At 63.0% G+C, this 17,635-nt stretch carries 13 protein-coding genes and 2 pseudogenes; 13 read left to right on the plus strand and 2 right to left on the minus strand.

Annotated elements, in window-relative coordinates; all coding sequences use genetic code 11:
• A pseudogene (locus PMI38_RS25015) lies at positions 1-655 on the minus strand (O-antigen ligase family protein); the annotation flags it as partial.
• 100 nt (positions 656-755) lie between these two features.
• Here PMI38_RS25015 and PMI38_RS25020 point away from each other — a divergent pair.
• From PMI38_RS25020 to PMI38_RS25075, 12 genes and pseudogenes are all read left to right on the plus strand, one after another.
• Positions 756-2,132, plus strand: coding sequence for an oligosaccharide flippase family protein (locus tag PMI38_RS25020; RefSeq protein WP_008100525.1), 1,377 nt, complete (start codon positions 756-758; stop codon positions 2,130-2,132).
• 297 nt (positions 2,133-2,429) lie between these two features.
• A complete protein-coding gene (locus tag PMI38_RS25030) occupies positions 2,430-3,896 on the plus strand; it encodes an FAD-dependent oxidoreductase (protein WP_008100526.1) in 1,467 nt (488 codons plus the stop codon).
• A 141-nt stretch (positions 3,897-4,037) separates the two neighbouring features.
• Positions 4,038-4,655, plus strand: a complete 618-nt coding sequence (locus tag PMI38_RS25035; protein ID WP_008100528.1) for an acyltransferase — start codon at positions 4,038-4,040, stop codon at positions 4,653-4,655.
• Entirely contained in the window at positions 4,648-5,604 is a 957-nt protein-coding gene (locus PMI38_RS25040; protein WP_008100531.1) for a glycosyltransferase family 2 protein, read from the plus strand. The genes PMI38_RS25035 and PMI38_RS25040 overlap by 8 nt, the downstream gene beginning before the upstream one ends.
• An 8-nt stretch (positions 5,605-5,612) precedes the next feature.
• The gene (locus tag PMI38_RS25045; protein WP_008100535.1) at positions 5,613-6,137 is read left to right on the plus strand and encodes a serine O-acetyltransferase; all 525 of its coding nucleotides are present in this window, start codon (positions 5,613-5,615) and stop codon (positions 6,135-6,137) included.
• A 59-nt stretch (positions 6,138-6,196) separates the two neighbouring features.
• Positions 6,197-7,174, plus strand: coding sequence for a glycosyltransferase (locus PMI38_RS25050; RefSeq protein WP_008100544.1), 978 nt, complete (start codon positions 6,197-6,199; stop codon positions 7,172-7,174).
• A 7-nt stretch (positions 7,175-7,181) separates the two neighbouring features.
• Positions 7,182-8,177 (plus strand): annotated as a pseudogene (locus PMI38_RS27665) (DUF535 family protein); the annotation flags it as partial.
• Positions 8,178-8,825: 648 nt separating this feature from the next.
• The gene (locus tag PMI38_RS27670) at positions 8,826-10,172 is read left to right on the plus strand and encodes a glycosyltransferase family 4 protein (RefSeq protein ID WP_274517618.1); all 1,347 of its coding nucleotides are present in this window, start codon (positions 8,826-8,828) and stop codon (positions 10,170-10,172) included.
• 42 nt (positions 10,173-10,214) lie between these two features.
• Positions 10,215-11,417, plus strand: a complete 1,203-nt coding sequence (locus PMI38_RS25060) for a glycosyltransferase family 4 protein (protein WP_008100546.1) — start codon at positions 10,215-10,217, stop codon at positions 11,415-11,417.
• On the plus strand, positions 11,414-12,601 hold the full coding sequence (locus PMI38_RS25065) for a glycosyltransferase family 2 protein (RefSeq protein WP_008100547.1): 1,188 nt from the start codon (positions 11,414-11,416) through the stop codon (positions 12,599-12,601). The genes PMI38_RS25060 and PMI38_RS25065 overlap by 4 nt, the downstream gene beginning before the upstream one ends.
• Positions 12,601-13,365 (plus strand): WecB/TagA/CpsF family glycosyltransferase, encoded by a 765-nt coding sequence (locus PMI38_RS25070; RefSeq protein WP_008100548.1) that lies wholly within the window; start codon positions 12,601-12,603, stop codon positions 13,363-13,365. Before PMI38_RS25065 ends, PMI38_RS25070 begins: the two co-directional genes overlap by 1 nt.
• Before the next feature lie 171 nt (positions 13,366-13,536).
• Positions 13,537-14,958, plus strand: a complete 1,422-nt coding sequence (locus PMI38_RS25075) for an undecaprenyl-phosphate glucose phosphotransferase (protein ID WP_008100550.1) — start codon at positions 13,537-13,539, stop codon at positions 14,956-14,958.
• A gap of 17 nt (positions 14,959-14,975) precedes the next feature.
• Here PMI38_RS25075 and PMI38_RS25080 read toward each other — a convergent pair whose 3' ends face one another.
• On the minus strand, positions 14,976-15,911 hold the full coding sequence (locus PMI38_RS25080; protein WP_008100554.1) for a LysR substrate-binding domain-containing protein: 936 nt from the start codon (positions 15,909-15,911) through the stop codon (positions 14,976-14,978).
• 147 nt (positions 15,912-16,058) lie between these two features.
• Between PMI38_RS25080 and PMI38_RS25085 the strand changes: the two genes are divergently transcribed.
• The gene (locus PMI38_RS25085) at positions 16,059-17,435 is read left to right on the plus strand and encodes an L-serine ammonia-lyase (protein WP_008100556.1); all 1,377 of its coding nucleotides are present in this window, start codon (positions 16,059-16,061) and stop codon (positions 17,433-17,435) included.
• The last annotated feature ends 200 nt before the right edge of the window (positions 17,436-17,635 follow it).

The following is a 17,635-nucleotide window of genomic DNA, read 5'->3' on the forward strand; positions in this document are numbered from 1 at the left end:
ACACCAGCCAGTGACGGGCGAACTCGGCCACCGCGATGATGGACAGGAGGAAGGCGGCGAGGACGAAGGCGAGCAGGGCGTCCTTGAAGTCCTGCACGGTCTTGAGCCCGCGGCTGGCAACGTAGTAGGGCAGGAACACATCGAGATACAGCGACACGGCCTGGCGCAGGGTATCGGTGACCGTGGTTTCGCGCAGGTAGATCAAGGTCATCAGCACCAGGCTCGCGGTCAGCAGCTTGTCTGGCAAGAGCCGGCCGAAGCGCACCGTGTCGCTCTGCTTGCTCAGGGTCAACGCCGTCGGCAGCAGTACGCACAGGGTGAGGATACGAATATGGTTGAGCTCGATCAGGTAATTGATCACGCCAAACCCGGGGATATTCATCGATGCCGGCGGAATGGCGAACACCAGCATGAAGAACAGCGCCATGGGGTTGTGTTCCCGGCGCCTGGCCAGCACCAGCGTGACGATGGCAGCCGCGGTGTAGACCCAGAAGCTGAAGGAGAAGAACGCCAGCAGGGTAATCAGCAGCCACAGGTTGCGCCGCCGCTTGAAGTCGCGATCGGGAATCAGGTCGCTGGCCGGCCGACGGGCCAGGAAGAACACCACGCTCGCGACAAACAGAATGACGACTAGCGCACGAAATTGTTCAGGCATGGGCTACAGGCACCTATAAATTCTGTCGGTGGACGACGGCTAGCGTCATGGCTAATTGAAACTATAGTGAGTTCTAGCCATTCAGTCAGAGATTGAAGTCATGCCGTCGATTGAAGCGTCAGCAGCTGGGAGTCTGCGCAAGCGTGCAATGGGTGCCGGGGCATGGAACCTGGTGTCTTTGCTGGCCTCACAGGTCATGCGCCTGGGTGGCAACTTGATCATGGCACGTCTGTTACTGCCGGAAATGTTCGGGGTAATGGTCATCGCCACCACCGTTTCGGTGCTCCTGCATCTGCTTTCCGACGTCGGCTTGCGCCAGAACATCATCCAGAGCCCCCGTGGCGACGACCCGCTGTTCCTCAATACCGCCTGGACCGTGCAGATTGTGCGCGGCCTGGTGCTGTTCGGCCTGACGCTGGTGTTGGCGGTGGCGGCCTGGTTCGCCCAGCAGGCCAACCTGTGGCCCGCCGCGTCCACCTATGCGGCGCCGGAACTGCCCCTGGTGCTGGCGGTAACCGGCGTGCAGGCGGTCATCTGGGGGTTCCAGTCGACCAAGATGGATGTCGCCGTGCGAACCTTCCAACAGAAGCGCGTGGTCCTGATCGACCTGGCTTCACAGGTCATCGGTCTGGTCGTGATGCTGGTGATCGGCTGGTTCACCCGCTCCATCTGGTCCTTGGTCGCGGCGGGCGTGGTGGCCGCCCTGGCTGGCACGGTACTTGGCCATACCGCCTTGCAGGGGCCGGGCAATCGCTTGCAGTGGGACCGCACTGCGCTGACCGAACTGGTCAATTTCGGGCGCTGGATCCTGCTGTCATCGGTGGTCGGCGTGCTGGCGATGTACGGTGACCGGATCTGGTTCGGCGCCAGCATGACGGTGGCGGAACTGGGCGTGTATTCGATTGCCGTGCTGATCCTCGGCTCCATCCAGACCGGCCTGATGAAGCTGTTCGGTGCGGTGGCCCTGCCGGCGTTCAGCGAGGCGACCCGCGACGGCGACAAAGACCGCCTGCGCACCCTGTACGATCGCTTCAAGCTGCTGGTCGACCTGGTCATGCTGTTCGTCTGCGGGGTGTTCCTCACGGGCAGCCCGCTGCTGATCAGCTGGATGTACGACGAACGTTATGCCGACGCAGGCCCCATGCTGGCGATCCTGTCGCTGTCGTTCCTGACCCTGCGCTATACCTTGACCCACCAGATCTGGATCGCCCTGGGGCACACCAAGTACCAGGCCATGGACAACATCATCCGCGTGGTCTCGCTGTGGGTACTGCTGCCCCTGTTGCTGGCCATCGGCGGGCCGCGCCTGGCGATCTGGGGGGTGGCGCTGCATGCCTTGCCGACGCTGGTGCTGATCGTCTACGTCAATCGAAAACTGGACATTCTCAATATCAAACGCGAGCTGATGGTGCTGCCGATGGTGCTGATAGGCGCCCTCTGCGGCGAGCTGGTGGTGCGCTTCTTCGACTGGATCTAGCGGACCCGACGAAAAGGGTGACCCGAGCGATGGGCAGGGTAGCGCATCGCGGATAAGTGACTAGGATTCTTAAAAAAATGGCACGGGTCTGGGGATCATGGGGAAGCTTAAGTACTGCGCTGCGCCGGGTCGTAGGGGCTTTCTGCGCAATTGTGTCCTGTTGGGGGTAGGTGGTGCGTTGTTCGGCGTGGCGCCTGGCATTGCGCGCGCCGCTGCAGATGAATCCGTCGAGCCGAAGGGGTTTGTCGTGATCAACGGTTGGGTGTTGCCGTCCCAGTACTTCCGGAATCAGTAAACATGATCAACGACTACCAGACGCAGAAGACCCTGCGTGAAGACTACGACGTGTGCATCATCGGTGCCGGGCCTGCAGGTATCACCCTGGGTTTGCGCCTGGCACAGCGAGGCTGGCGCGTGGTGCTGATCGAAGGCGGTGGCCATGAGTACGCGCCACGCTCGCAGGAATTGTACAAATGCTCGTCCTCGGGGCTTGAGCTGTACGCCGAGGAAACCCGCCTGCGTTTTCTGGGCGGTACCTCCAATCACTGGGCCGGGCGTTGCCGACCCTTCACCCCCTCCGATTTCGCCGTGCAGCCCCCGGGCGAACTGCCGGGTTGGCCGATCCCCTATGCCGAAATCGAGCACTACCTGCCTGCCGCCATGGACATCGTCGACCTGCCCCAGGGCAAGGACTTCCAGGCGCTCAACGGCGGGTTGAAAGGCGGCGACTTCGAAGGCGACCGCTTTCTGCTCAGCCCGCCCACGCGCTTTGCGCAAAAATACGCGACCGCGCTCAACGAGACCGACGGGCTCGATGTGTTCATCAACTGCAATTGCGTGGACCTTGAGTTCGACAAGGCCTCGGGCAGTTTGACCTCGGTGCAGGTGTCCGACTACGACCGCCATCGCCAACGGCTGGTCGCCAAGCACTTCATCCTCGCCACCGGCGCGATCGAGAACGCTCGCCAGCTGCTCAACAGCCAGTCACTGTCAGAGGCTGGCGTGGTGAGCCGGGACGGCCTGGTGGGGCGCTGCTTCATGGAGCACCTGAACATCGACATGGGCACGTTCATCCTCGGCGAGGGGCAGGACACCGGTACCCATCAGTACTACACCACAGACGCCTTCATCGCCGAGTACCACGCAGGCAAAGGCAATGTCACCACGTCGGTGCTGGACGATGTCAGGACCTACGGCAGAACGGCCGAGGTGAAGTACTTTCTGGAAAACCTGGCCTGCGAAATGGGCGTGGCGAGCAAGATCGCCTTCATCGCCAACTTCAGCTGCCCCGGCGACGGCGTCATCGGCACCATGATCGAGCAGTTCCCCAACCTGCACAGCCACCTCTCGCTGCTGGATGAAAAGGATGCGTTGGGGGTCGGCAAGGTCAACGTCAACTGGGAACTGAGCGAGGGTGATCGGCATACGATCAAATGCATCGGCAGCGAGCTGGCCAAGCAATTCGCCGAAATGGGCCTTGGCTTCGTCAAATTGCACGACTTCGTCTACGACACCGCCGTGCCGCTGAAAATCCAGCCGCATGCCCACCACATGGGCACCACGCGCATGGCCGCGACGCCGGAGTTCGGCGTGGTCGACCGCGACTGCAAGGTATTCGGTACCCAGAACCTGTATGTCGCCGGCAGCAGCATCTTTGCCACCAGCGGCGCGTCCAACCCGACGATGCCATTGCTGCAGTTCGCCCTGCGGCTGGCTGACCACCTCGACGAGAAGATGAAATCCACCCGCAAGGCGGCGGTATGAGCCGCAAGGGAGCGTGCCCCGGCGTGACGTAACGGCAACAGTGTGGTTGACAAGGGTTGAGTGCGATGCGGTCAGCAACAAGAAGAACGAGACCGGGTTCGCCTCAGGAGCAGTCCAGGAATTACTTACGAGGCAAACAGCATGTTCGGATGGCTACGGAACGCCGTGTACCACTACGCCAACGCAACTGGGCGGGGCAGCTCGCTGTGGAGGAAATTCTGCAACCCCTCGCCCTTGCAATGGGGCACTTACCAGGCGCGGTGGGGCAAGTTTCATTCGATAGGCAACAACGTGCACATCAACTGCGGCGTTTGTGTCACGGACCCGACGTTGGTGCGCATCGGCAGCAACGTGGGCCTGTCGGACTGCACGTTGATCGGCCATGACGGCGTGGTTGCGCTGATCGAGGTCTGCTATGGCAAGCAACTCGATTCGGTGGGCTACATTGATATACGTGACAACTGCTTTGTCGGCCACGGCGCCATCGTCATGCCGCGTGTGACCATCGGGCCTGACTCGGTGGTAGCCGCCGGTGCCGTGGTGACCAAGGACGTGCCACCGGGCATGGTGGTGGGGGGCAACCCGGCCAAAGTGATCTGCTCCACCAAGGAGTTGATCGAACGGGTTGAGGAGCGGTGCAATTCGTATCCCTGGATTGACCTCGTCAAGCAGCGCAAGGGGGCTTTCGACCCGGCGCTGGAACCGACCTTGGCGGCAGTGAGGCGGCAGTATTTCTTTGGGGACGGCAACAATGGATAGAAAGCCCGTTGATGTGATGGTCGTCAATTTCAACACCGCGTCGCTGCTGCAGCCGATGTTCGACGCGCTGCGCCAGGCCGACAGCGAGCGCCTGGCGAGCTACCTGGTGGTGGACAATGCCTCGGCCGACGATTCGCTGGCGCGCATGGCCCAGGTCTGCCCCGAAGCGCTGCTGCTGAGCAACAAGCAGAACGTCGGCTTTGGTCGCGCCAACAACCAGTTGCTGGCGCACCTGCAGGGCAAGTACGCATTGCTGCTCAATACCGATGCCTTCGTCGCCAGCGACAGCCTGGAAAAAACCGTCGCCTACATGGACGCCCATCCCGAATGCGGGGTGCTGGGCGTGCGCCTGGAAGGGCGCGAGGGCGATCTGCAACCGTGTTGCCGGTACTTCCCGACCCCGTTGAACATCTTCGTCGCCCGCACCGGCCTGGGGCGCTTGTTCCCCGGGCTGAAGATGGTCGACGAGATGAGCTGGGACCACGGTTCGGTGCGTGAATGCGACTGGTTGCCGGGTTGTTTCTACCTGGTGCGCCGCGAGGTGCTCGACAAGGTCGGGCTGTTCGATCCGCGCTATTTCCTCTACTACGAGGAAGTCGACCACTGCAAGCGGGTCAAGGAGGCCGGCTGGAAGGTGGTGTTCTACCCGCATACCACGGTCGTGCACATTGGCGGCGAAAGTTCCAAGTCGGTCGCCGAACTGGAGGCCGCCAGCCGGCAGATCTCCGCCTACCAGATCGAAAGCGAATTGCTGTATTTGCGCAAGCACCATGGCGCGGCCGGGCTTGCCTTGCACATGTGCCTGGTCAGCCTGGGTGACCTGGTGCTGGCACTCAAGGCCCTGTTGAAGGGGCGCGGCTGGGCAGCCATCAAGGCCTGCTGGCAGCACACCCGCGCCACCTGGTCGTTGCTGTTCAAGACCCGCTACGCAACCCAGCCAACACGGTAGGTGAAGCCATGTTCGAGAATATCCGCGCGGACTTGCGGGCATACGGTGGTGATTGGGGGGCCCAGGGTTTCTGGGTGATGCTGGTGTACCGCTTTGGCCGCTGGCGCTACGGCGTGCGCCCGGCGTTGCTGCGCAAGTTCTTCTCGTTCGTCTACAAGGTGCTGTTCAAGTTCGTGCAGATCATCACCGGGGTCGAGTTGCCCTGCGAGGTGGTGGTGGGCCGCAACTTCGTCATCGACCATTTCGGCGGCATCGTCATCAGCGGCTACGCCCGCTTTGGCGACGACTGCAGGATCCGCAACGGCGTGGTGGTGGGCCTGAAGAATGTCAGCGAGCCGACCGCGCCGGTGATTGGCAACAACGTCGATATCGGTGCCGGCGCCAAGGTGCTGGGCAACATCCGCATCGGCGACAACGTGGTGATCGGCTCCAACGCGGTGGTGTTGATCGATGTACCGGACAATTCGCTGGCAGTGGGAGTGCCGGCAACCGTCAAGGCCCGAAAGCATAGTGAGGCAGCGCAGTACTCATGAGCCGGCCTGCAGGGCGGTGGTGAACGGCTAATGACGTGCAGGGGTGGCGAGTGAGGCGCATGGTGACAGGCATCGGAGTCGTAGTGATTGGTCGTAATGAGGGCATGCGCCTGGAGCGCTGCCTGGCGTCACTGGCACAGGGGGCGGATCAGGTTGTGTATGTCGATTCCGGTTCCACCGATGACTCGGTGCAAAGGGCGCGCAATCATGGCGTCGAGGTACTGGCGCTGGACCTGAGCACACCGTTCACCGCAGCGCGGGCGCGCAACGAAGGCTTCGCCTGTTTGCTGCAGTTGTGCCCGGACCTGCGTCATGTGCAATTCGTCGATGGTGACTGCGAAGTGGTGGCAGGCTGGCTGGCCCGTGCCCAGAAGTTCCTCGATGCGCACCCTGAGGTCGCGGTGGTGTGTGGCCGGCGCCGCGAGCGCTTTCCGGAGCGGTCGGTGTACAACCTGTTGTGCGACCTGGAGTGGGATACCCCGGTGGGCGAAGCCAAGGCCTGCGGCGGCGATGCGCTGATGCGGGTCGATGCGTTCAGGGCCGTGTCGGGCTATCGCCCGGGGCTGATTGCCGGCGAAGAGCCGGAGCTCTGTGTACGTTTGCGCGCCCGTGGCTGGAAGATCTGGCGTCTGGGCGCCGAAATGACCCTGCACGATGCTGCCATGACCCGCTTCAGCCAGTGGTGGCGGCGCTGCGTGCGGGGCGGTTATGCCTTCGCCGAAGGCACCTATCTGCACGGTTACCCTCCCGAGCGGCATTGGCGGCGTGAGTCGCGCCGAGCCTGGCTGTGGGGCCTGGGCATCCCGCTGGCAACGTTGTTGGCCTGTGGGGTGTTCGGCGGCTGGGGGCTGTTGCTGTTGTCGATCTATCCCTTGCAGGCCTTGCGCCTGGCGCGTCGCGGCGAGCGTTCGCTGCGCGAGAACGGGCTGCAGGCGATCTTCCTGGTGCTTGGCAAGTTCCCTGAAATGATCGGGCAAGTGAAGTTTCTGCTGGACAGGTTGACCGCCAGCAAATCGGCCTTGATCGAGTACAAGTGAGATGACCATGAACCTTGTATCACTCGCCAGGAGCCTGCCAGCGGTGCACCCTGGCTATTCGCCGCGAGCGCTGAAGAACAAACTCACCCTGAGCCTGCTGATGGTTCGCCAATGGCCACAGCTCAGTGCCTTCATGCAGCGCCTGAACACGGCGCTGGGCGATGACGCCTTCGCAGCGCTCGGTGACGACTGCGTCGGCATCCTGCAGTGGCCCTACATCAGCAAAGGCTGGGATGCACCTGAGCGGCTGGCCGTGGTGGCCTCGCACTATGAAGTGGTGGCTGGGCAATTTCCTTCGCTATTGCTGCGGGGGCGTGAACAACACCGCACCCTCGCTGACCTGTCCGCGTATTCCCAGGGCTGCACCCTGGTGCTGGACCGACCGATCTGGTTCAAGCGCGAAGGGGAGCTGGTGCTCAATCTGTTCCAGGGCGAGTTGCGGGTAGCGTCCCTGGCCTTCAGCCTGCACCGGGCCGACGGCGAACTGAGTCTGTTGATCGGCGCCGTGCAGGGGATACACAAGGGCATCGACAGCGAGACGTCGCTGAACATCTACCGCGACCTGACCAAGGACTTCGAAGGCCTGCGCCCGCGCAGCCTGTTGATCGAAGCCATCAAGTGCGTTGCCCGGCTGGTGGGCGCGGCGCACATTCATGCCGTCAGCGATGCCTACCGGCATCATCGCCATCCCTATTTCGGTGCTGATACGGGGCGCGAGCTTGCCGCCAACTACGACACCATCTGGCAGGAGAGCGGTGCCGAGACCTTGTCGCGTGAAGGCTTTTTCGCCATTCCGTTGACAGCAGCCAAGCGCTCGGCAGAAGACATCGCGCCAAAGAAACGCGCCATGTATCGGCGCCGGCATGCGCTGCTGGACGATCTGTTCGGCCAGCTTGAGGCCGCGTTGCCCGACCACGATCTTGCGCAGCAGCTGAGCGTGCACCGCCATCGCCTGGCCAGTGCGCTGGCGGTGCAGCAGGACGCAATCGCCAGTGCGCCTGTCAGCGTCCGGTCCAGGCTGGCCGGCTTGCTGCGTCAGATCAGGCGCGAGCCCCGCGCGGACCAGCGCTTCATTGCCTACCTGCGCAAGGCGGGCGTGTACCCGACGGCGAAGAAGGCCGTTCGCGAACTGCTCAAGCATGGGCCGGCACTCTTGTGGAAACCCGCCGACAGCAAACGCAAGAGCCTGCCGCTGGACGACCCCAGCGTACCGGCCAGCGAGCTCTTCCCGCGCGAGCTGCTGGTGATCTGCGAAGACAACCTGGCGCGGCCGCCCAGCGGTCGGCCGGCCTCGTTGCAGCAGGGGCTCCAGTTCCTTGGCTACCATTGCCAGGTGCTCGACTGGCGCGACGGCGCAGCCTGTACCAATGCGTTGCAGACCGCCTCCGCAGTGATTTTCCATCGCCTGCCCGCCACGGCCGACATGCTCCAGCTGTTCGAGGAAGCCAAGCGGCTGAAGGTGAGCACGATCTGGGATGTCGACGCGATGATCTTCGACCCGCAGGCGTATCGGTTGCACAACGACCTGAGCGCCTTCACCGAGGAAACGGTCAACCCGTTGCTGGCAGCGGTCACGCTGTTCCAGCGGGCCTTGCTGATGTGCGATCGGGCCATTGCGTCAACGCCGGCACTGGCCAAGGCCATGCTGGACATGGGCGCCGGCCACGTCACCCTGGTCGAGTGGGACAACGCTGCCCAGGCACTGAACGACGAGCAGCTCGGTCAGTTGTTTGCGCGGCTGCCGCGTGAACGCACCCGGCGTGTGCTGGCGGCCAACATCTTCTTCGCCCCGCGCAGTTTTGGCGGCGCCACGGTGGTGGCCGAACAGATGGCGCGGTTGATGGTGGCGACCACCACGTACCAGCAGTTCATCTTCACCTCATTGCCCGAGACCGACGCCGAGCCCTACAGCCTGTACCGCTATGAAGCGCACGGCGCTGCGGTGATCGGCATGGGCCTGCCAGACAAACGCAGCGCCCAGGAGGATTTCGAAAACCCCGCGACGTTGCCCGTGTTCGACACCGTGCTCAAACGTGTGGCCCCGGACCTTGTGCACATGCACTCGATTCAGGGGCTGGGTGCGTTGCTGGCCGACAGCTGCCGGCGCGCAGGCCTGCCTTTCGTGGTGACGCTGCACGATTGCTGGTGGATCTGCGGCCGCCAGTTCATGATCGACAACCAGGGCAAGTACTGCGGCCAAACCACCATTCGCGCCGAAGTCTGCGCACGCTGCGTGGACGACCCGGTGCTCAATGTCTATCGCCAGTCGTTCCTGGCCAGCACGCTGAAGCAGGCCAACCTGCTGCTGGCGCCCAGCCACTTCGCGCGCAACCTGTACATCGCCAATGGCTTCGATGCCGCGAAGCTGCGCGTCAATCGCAACGGCATCCTGCCACCGGCGGCCGACTACCAGCGTCACCCCGGCAAGGCCATTCGCTTCGGCTTCGTCGGCGGCAATGCCACCATCAAGGGTATCGACGTGATCACCCGCGCCTTCGCCGGGCTTGCGCGTGCGGACTATGAACTGAAGGTGGTCGACAACCTGCTGCACCTGGGCTTTCGCTCCTTGAACCGGCACAGCATCAAGATACCGGGCACCGTCAGCATCGTGCCGGGCTACACCCAGGCCAACATGGACGAATTCTTTGCCGGTATCGATGTGCTGCTGTTCCCCACGCAGTCGAAGGAAACCTTCGGCCTGGCGGTACGCGAGGCGCTGGTGCGCGATGTCTGGGTGATCAGCACCCATGCCGGCGGCACCGTGGAAGACATCGTCGACGGGGTCAATGGCACGCTGATCCCGCTCAGTGCCGACGAAAAATACCTGCGCGAGGCGCTGGTGGAAATTCTCGAGCACCCCGAGCGCTATCGGCAGCACCGCAACACCTTCAAGCAAGGCATCACCTTGTGCAGCGACCAGGCCCTGGAACTGCAGGCCATGTACGACGACGTGCTCAAGGCGAGCGCGACGGCCAAGGGCCTGTGCCCGCAACGCTGAGCACGCTGCTCATCCATCACGCAGGTAGAGATCTGGATTCCTATGCGCATTGCGTACTTCATCAATCAGTATCCGAAAGTCAGCCACAGCTTCATTCGCCGCGAAATCCTGGCGCTGGAGCGCCAGGGCGTGGTGATTCAGCGAATCGCCCTGCGCGGCTGGGACGGCGAGCTGCAGGATGCCGAGGATCTGGCCGAGCGGGAGAAGACCCAGTACGTGCTGCAGGGCGGCATCAAGGGCTTGCTCAAACCGGTGTGGCAGGTGCTGCGGGCCGAGCCGCGGCGCTTCGGCTCGGCCCTGTGGCTGGCCCTGCGCCTGGGCCTGCGCGCGGATCGGCCGTTGCCTTACCATCTGGTCTACCTGGCCGAGGCGTGCTGTGTGGTGCAGTGGCTCGAGGCGTTTGGCGCCGAGCACGTGCATGCGCACTTTGGCACCAACTCCGCCGAAGTGGTGATGTTGGCCAATGCGCTGGGGGGGCCGGCCTTCAGTTTCACCGTGCATGGGCCGGAAGAGTTCGACAAACCGCAGTTCCTGCATGTAGGCGAAAAGGTGCGCAGAGCGGCCTTCGTCGCCTCGGTCAGCTCGTATGGCCGCAGCCAGCTGTATCGCTGGGTGGCGCATGAGCACTGGGACAAGGTCAAGGTTGTGCATTGTGGCCTGGAGCCCGGTTTTCACCAGGTTGCGGCGCAGGCGTCACCCGCGGCGCCGCGGCTGGTCTGCGTGGGCCGGTTGTGCGAGCAGAAGGGCCAGCTGTTGCTGCTCGAAGCGGCGCACCGGTTGGCCGATCAGGGCCTGGACTTCGAACTGGTGCTGGCCGGTGACGGCGAAATGCGCGCGCAGATCGAAGCGTTGATCGCCCGATACGGGCTGCAGGCCCAGGTGCGGATCACCGGCTGGATCAGCAGCGCGCAGGTGCGCGAGGAAATCCTCGCCGCACGCGCCTTGGTGCTGCCGAGCTTCGCCGAAGGCTTGCCGGTGGTCATCATGGAGGCCATGGCCTTGCGCCGGCCGGTACTGACCACGTATGTGGCGGGTATTCCCGAGTTGGTGCGTCCGGGGGAAAACGGCTGGTTGTTTCCCGCCGGCGCCGTCGACGAACTGGCCGCGGCGATGGCCGACTGCCTGGCGCAACCGGTCGAGGTGCTGCAGCGTATGGGCGAGGCAGCGCGCCAGCGCGTGCTGGAGCGCCATGATATCGACACCGAAGCGGCCAAGCTGGCCCACTACTTCAAGGCACCCGCATGAGCACACTCATCAGCTGGCTGTTGAGCGCCCTGGCGTTCCTGATCCTGGTGCCGGTGACGGTACTGTTCGCGCAGGTGCTGCTGGCCTGCCTGCCTGCTCGGCCACGGCCATTGGCCACGGCAGCACGACCACGGTTGGCCGTGCTGGTGCCCGCGCACAACGAGGCGTCCGGCATTGTCGCGACGGTGCAGGGCATCCGCCGTCAGTTGCTGGAGGGTGACCGTGTGCTGGTGGTGGCGGACAACTGCAGCGACCAGACCGCCGCGCTGGCCCGAGCGGCTGGCGCGCAGGTCGTCGAACGCCAGCATGGGCAATTGCGCGGCAAAGGCTATGCGCTCGATTGCGGCGTGCGGCACCTGGCCGAGGCACCGCCGGAGGTGGTGGTGATCATCGATGCCGATTGCCAGGTGAGTGCAGGCGCCATCGAGCATTTGGCGCAACGCTGCATCGAATCCGGGCGCCCGGTGCAGGGCCTGGACCTGATGTGCGCGCCGGCAGGGGCGGGGCTGAAAGTGCTGATCGCCGAGTTCGCCTGGCGCGTCAAGAACCTGGTGCGCCCGCAAGGCTGGGCGCGTGCGGGGCTGCCGTGCCAATTGATGGGCACGGGCATGGCGATTGGTTGGCAGGACATCGCTGCAGCCAACCTGGCGACCGGGCATCTGGTCGAAGACCTGAAGCTGGGCCTGGACTTCTGCCGCGCCGGCAAACCCCCGTTGTTCTGCCCGCAGGCGCAGGTAACCAGCCTGTTTCCGACCAGCCAGGAGGGCCTCAGCGGTCAGCGCACACGGTGGGAACATGGGCACCTGGGCGTGCTGCTGGCGGACGGGCCGAAGCTGGTGGTCAGCGCGTTGACCAAGCGTAACTGGCCCTTGCTGGCCATGAGCCTGGACCTGATGGTGCCGCCGCTGGCGCTGCTGACCTTGGCCTTGGTGGGGCTGTTCGTCGTGGCATGGCTGGCGTTCCTGCTACTGGGCGTAGCGCTCCCGGCAACGCTGGCGACGCTTGCGCTGGCCATGTTGGGCTGCGCGGTCTGGCTGGCCTGGAGCCGCTTCTCGCGGGAGGTGATCCCGTTTTCGGTGTTGATCTATGCGCCGCTCTACGCGTTGAAGAAGATCCCGCTCTACCTGGGGTTCTTGGTCAAGCGTCAGGTGGAGTGGGTGCGTTCCAAGCGGGATGACGGCTGATGAGCAATCCAGGTTGGCAGGGCCGCTGGAAGGCGGTGACCGAGAAGATGCGCAGGGTGGCCGACCCTGCCGATGAACAGCGCGTGCTCCGTGCGCTGACTGCTCCCGAGCGCCCGCTGGTACTGGGTTTCGTCAATGCTCACGCACTGAACCTGGTGGCCCGGGATGCCGCCTTCCTGCAAGCGCTCACCGCTGCCGATGTGCTGTTGCGCGACGGTTCGGGCATGGCAATGCTGTTTCGTCGCATGGGGCTGGACCCCGGGCTGAACATGAACGGCACCGACTTCATTCCCAAGTTGTTGGCGGCATACAAGGGCCGACGCGTGGCGTTCTGGGGCACCCAGGCGCCGACACTGGCAGAAGCGGCCAGGCGCAGCGAGGCGTTGTTCGGTGTCGCGCCGGTGTCGCTGCACGACGGATTTGCCGAAGTCCACACCTACCTTGAACTGGCGCGGGACTTGCAGCCTGAACTCATCGTGCTGGGCATGGGGATGCCCAAGCAGGAACTCGTCGCGAGCCAACTGGTCGCCAGCGGCGTGCCGTGCGTGATCGTCTGCGGTGGCGCGATTCTGGACTTTCTCGGCGGCAAAGTGGCCCGGGCGCCACAGTGGATGCGGCGGCTGGGCGGTGAATGGATATTCCGACTGATGAAAGAACCCAAACGTCTGTTCATGCGCTATGTTGTGGGTAATCCAATGTTTATTTGGCGCACTCGGATGTTTACGGCGCGGCGTCAGAAAGACGTCACCGATTTACAGCAATAAAACCGACAGCATGAAGGAGCCGGCGTGATGGCAAGGTACTGCTACAGTCATATCAATTGACATGATTCGAATAACGATCATGGACGATTTAGTCATATGGAACAGGTGGTGCTTTTGTTGTTGTGACTTGGTGAATTGTATTTGCTGCGCCTAATTTGATGAGGCCTGAGAATGGTTTTCGAACCCAGAAGCAGTCGTTCCTTGCTCCAGCGAAGAAGCAGCGTCAGCAACGCCATCCAGGCGGGCCTCGACGGCATTGCCGTGACCGGTGTCGCCTGGTACCTGATCTACGATCAGATCGGCTACATCACCTCCGACTACGTCATCATGCTGCTGCTGTTGATCGGCGCCCTGGCGGTGATCTACGACCATTACGCCATCTACCGCACCAATGTCGGCTTGTCGATCAAGGCGTTCAGGCTGTTCAAGGCCTGGTCGGCGACCTTCTGTTTTCTCGTGGTCCTGGCCTTTCTGACCAAGCAAAGCGAGACCTACTCGCGCCTGCTGGTGGGGCAGCTGTTCGTGATCGGCTATGTGGTGCAGCTGTTCCTGCACTATGCCGTGCGCGAGGTGCAAAAACGGTTTACCGCCCATGCCCGGCTGGACAATGCCCTGATTATCGGGGCGGGTGACCTGGCCAACTTCCTTTATCAGAAAATCAGTAACAACCCGTGGTTCGGCGAGCGGGTAGTTGGCTGCGTATTGATTGATGAAATGATGGAGCAGGGCAAGGAAATTAATGACAATAAACAGCGCTTGCCGGTATTGGGGCATGTTGACGAGTTAGATGAACTTGTGGCGCGGCATGGAATCAGAACTGTTTATCTGGTGACCCCGCTTGGCGGTTCGGAAGTTATTAACGAAGTGTATTTGAAGTTGCTCGACAAGTGCATTGCGGTCAATTGGGTGCCGGATATCTTCTCGCTGCGGCTGATCAACCACAGCGTGCGTGAAATTGCCGGCATTCCCGTGCTGACCTTGTCGGAAACCCCGTTGACCGGCATGAGCCTGTTCCTCAAGAACCTCGAGGACCGGGTGCTGGCGGCGCTGATTCTGTTGTGCGCATCGCCGGTATTGCTGGCCGTTGCCCTGGCGATCAAGTTGGACAGCCCGGGGCCGGTGTTCTTCCGTCAGGAACGTACCGGCTGGACAGGCGAATCTTTCCGCATCTGGAAGTTCAGGAGCATGCATGTGCACCAGCCCGAGCAGGGCGTCGTCAAACAGGCACAGAAGAACGATCCGCGTCTGACGCGCATAGGGGCGTTCATCCGGCGCACCAGCCTGGATGAACTGCCGCAACTGTTCAATGTGCTGACCGGGGAGATGTCCCTGGTCGGGCCGCGCCCCCACGCCTTGCAACATGACTCGCTGTATTCGCAGGACATCGTCGACTACTTTGCCCGCCACAACATCAAGCCGGGTATGACGGGCCTTGCCCAGGTGCGTGGATTCCGTGGCGAAACCCGCGACATCGAGCAGATGATCCAGCGGGTCGACTCGGACATCGAGTACATCAACAACTGGTCGCTGTGGCTCGATTTCGTGATACTGGTGCGCACGCTCAATGCGTTCACCGGCAAGCAGGCGTATTGACCGCTGCGCGCGGGTTATCAGCCTAACGGGTGCAATGCCCTGAACCCGCGCGCTTCCTCTACCAGCCAATCGTGCACCGCCCGTGCACCTGGCTGGTTCAGCCCGCCCGGCGGGTAATGCACCACATAACGCTTGTAGTTGGCGATCGGCACCCCGAACGGCACGATCAGCGCCCCGCGTTCGAGCTCGTCATTGAGCAGCGTGCGCCGGGCGATGGCCACGCCGATGCCGGCAATCGCCGCCTCGATGGTCAGGTGGTTGCGGTTGAAGGTATGCCCACGGCGCACATTCAGCCCGCCTGCGCCAATGCCATCCAGGTAGAACTCCCACTCGGCGTATTCCGAGCTGCCGCGCCAGGCGGTGATGTCATGCAGCAGCGGGTAATGCACCAGGTCCGCCGGACCATGCAAGGGCGGGCGGCCGCGCAGCAGGGCGGGCGAACAGACCGGGAATATCTGCTCGTCCAGTAGCGGTGTCGAAAGCATGCCCGGGTAGCTGCCGTCGTTCAGGTCGATGGCCAGGTCGAAATCGCCTGGGTGCAGGGCCTGGGCGCTGTCCTCGGCGACCAGGCGCAATTCGATGTCCGGGTAGCGTTGCTGGAAGCGCGGCAGGCGCGGCGTCAGCCATTTGGCCAGGAACGACGGAATCGAGCGCAGGCGCAAGGTGCCACGGATCTCCCCGGCGTCCAGGCGCAGCAGTTCGGCCTCGATGCTGCCATAGGCCTCGGCCACCGTTTGCGCCAGGCGCTGCCCTTCGGCGCTCAGTTCCACGCCACGCGCCCGGCGCAGGAACAACCGATAGCCCAGGCGCTCTTCGAGCTGGCGCATCTGCTGGCTGACCGCGCCCGGGGTGATGTGCAGTTCTTCGGCGCAGCGGGTGAACGACAAGTGCCGCGCCGCGCAGCTGAAAACATGCAGCCAGACAAACATCTGGCCATTGATTTGCCGTCGCATCGTTTAGTACCGCTAAAGGCATGCTTAGAAAGTTTCGTTGGTCATCCGCGGATGAGCGCGGCAGTATCGCTTAAATCAGCAGTACCGTTCAATTTTCCCAGAGAGCCGTGTAGCAGCGCACATGCGCTGGCGCGGTCAGGCATTAGCATGGCTATCAGTGTTTTCGACCTTTTCAAGATTGGCATCGGCCCGTCCAGTTCCCACACCGTGGGCCCGATGCGGGCTGCGGCGACCTTCGCCCAGGCCTTGCGTGAGCGTGGCCTGCTGGCGCAGGTAAGCCGCGTTCAGGTGCGCCTGTATGGCTCGCTGTCGGCGACCGGCGTCGGCCACGCCACCGACCGCGCCTGCCTGCTGGGGTTGATGGGCCAATGGCCGGACCGCATCGACCCGGCGACCATCGACTCACGCATCGGGCAGGTCATGCAGGAGCAGTGCCTGATGCTCGACGGCAGCCACCCGCTGGCGTTCGATTATGCCCACGACATGTTGCTGCTGGACGAAAGCCTGCCATATCACCCCAACGCCATGACCCTGGAAGCGGCGGGCGGGCAGGGGGTGCTGTTGAGCCAGACCTATTACTCCGTTGGCGGTGGCTTCATTGTCGAGCAGCAAGAGATCGAAGCCCCGCAGGCGGCGCGCAGCGATATTTGTCTGCCTTATGAGTTTTCCAGTGCCGCCCAATTGCTGGCCCTGTGCAAGGCCCACAGTCTGAGCGTCAGCCAGCTGATGATGGCCAACGAATGCGCCTGGCGCCCTGAAAGCGAAGTGCGTGAGGGGTTGCTGCGCATCTGGGCGGCCATGCGCGAGTGCGTCGACAACGGCCTGCGTCACGAGGGCGTGCTGCCCGGCGGGCTCAACGTCAAGCGCCGCGCCGCGCGCTTGCACCGCAGCCTGCAGGAGCTGGGCAAACCCAACGTGATCGGTTCGACCTTGAGCGCCATGGAATGGGTCAACCTGTTCGCCCTGGCGGTGAACGAAGAGAATGCCGCAGGCGGTCGCATGGTCACCGCGCCGACCAATGGCGCCGCCGGCATCATCCCGGCGGTGTTGCACTACTACATGAAGTTCAACCCGGACGCCTGTGACGACGATGTGGTGGCCTTCCTGCTTGCGGCAGCGGCGGTCGGCATCCTGTGCAAGAAGAACGCCTCGATTTCCGGTGCCGAAGTGGGTTGCCAGGGCGAGGTCGGCTCGGCCTGCTCGATGGCAGCTGCGGGTCTGGCCGAAGTGCTGGGCGCCACGCCACCGCAGCTGGAGAACGCCGCCGAGATTGCCCTGGAACACAACCTGGGGCTGACCTGCGACCCGGTGGGTGGGCTGGTCCAGGTGCCGTGCATCGAGCGCAACGCGATTGCTGCGGTCAAGGCGATCAATGCCGTGCAGATGGCCTTGCGCGGAGATGGCGAGCACTTCATCTCGCTCGACCGGGTGATCCGCACCATGCGCGACACCGGGGCGGACATGCATGCCAACTACAAGGAAACCTCGCGGGGTGGGTTGGCTGTGGCCTTTGTGGAGTGCTGAGATGAAACTTGAAGTAGTTTCGAGCTTTATTTGAAATTTTTTTAAAAACAAATAGTTAATTTGTTTGTTTAAAGTCGTTCCTCTCTTGAGATCGTTGGTGTTTTTTAGATCGAGCGCCGCCCGCGCGGCGCATCGCGAGCAAGCTCGCTCCTACATTTGTTGCAACGTGCCACGGTCTGTCAGGCCATGGTTGTCCGCTT

Source organism: Pseudomonas sp. GM84, from assembly GCF_000282535.1.
GTDB lineage: Bacteria > Pseudomonadota > Gammaproteobacteria > Pseudomonadales > Pseudomonadaceae > Aquipseudomonas.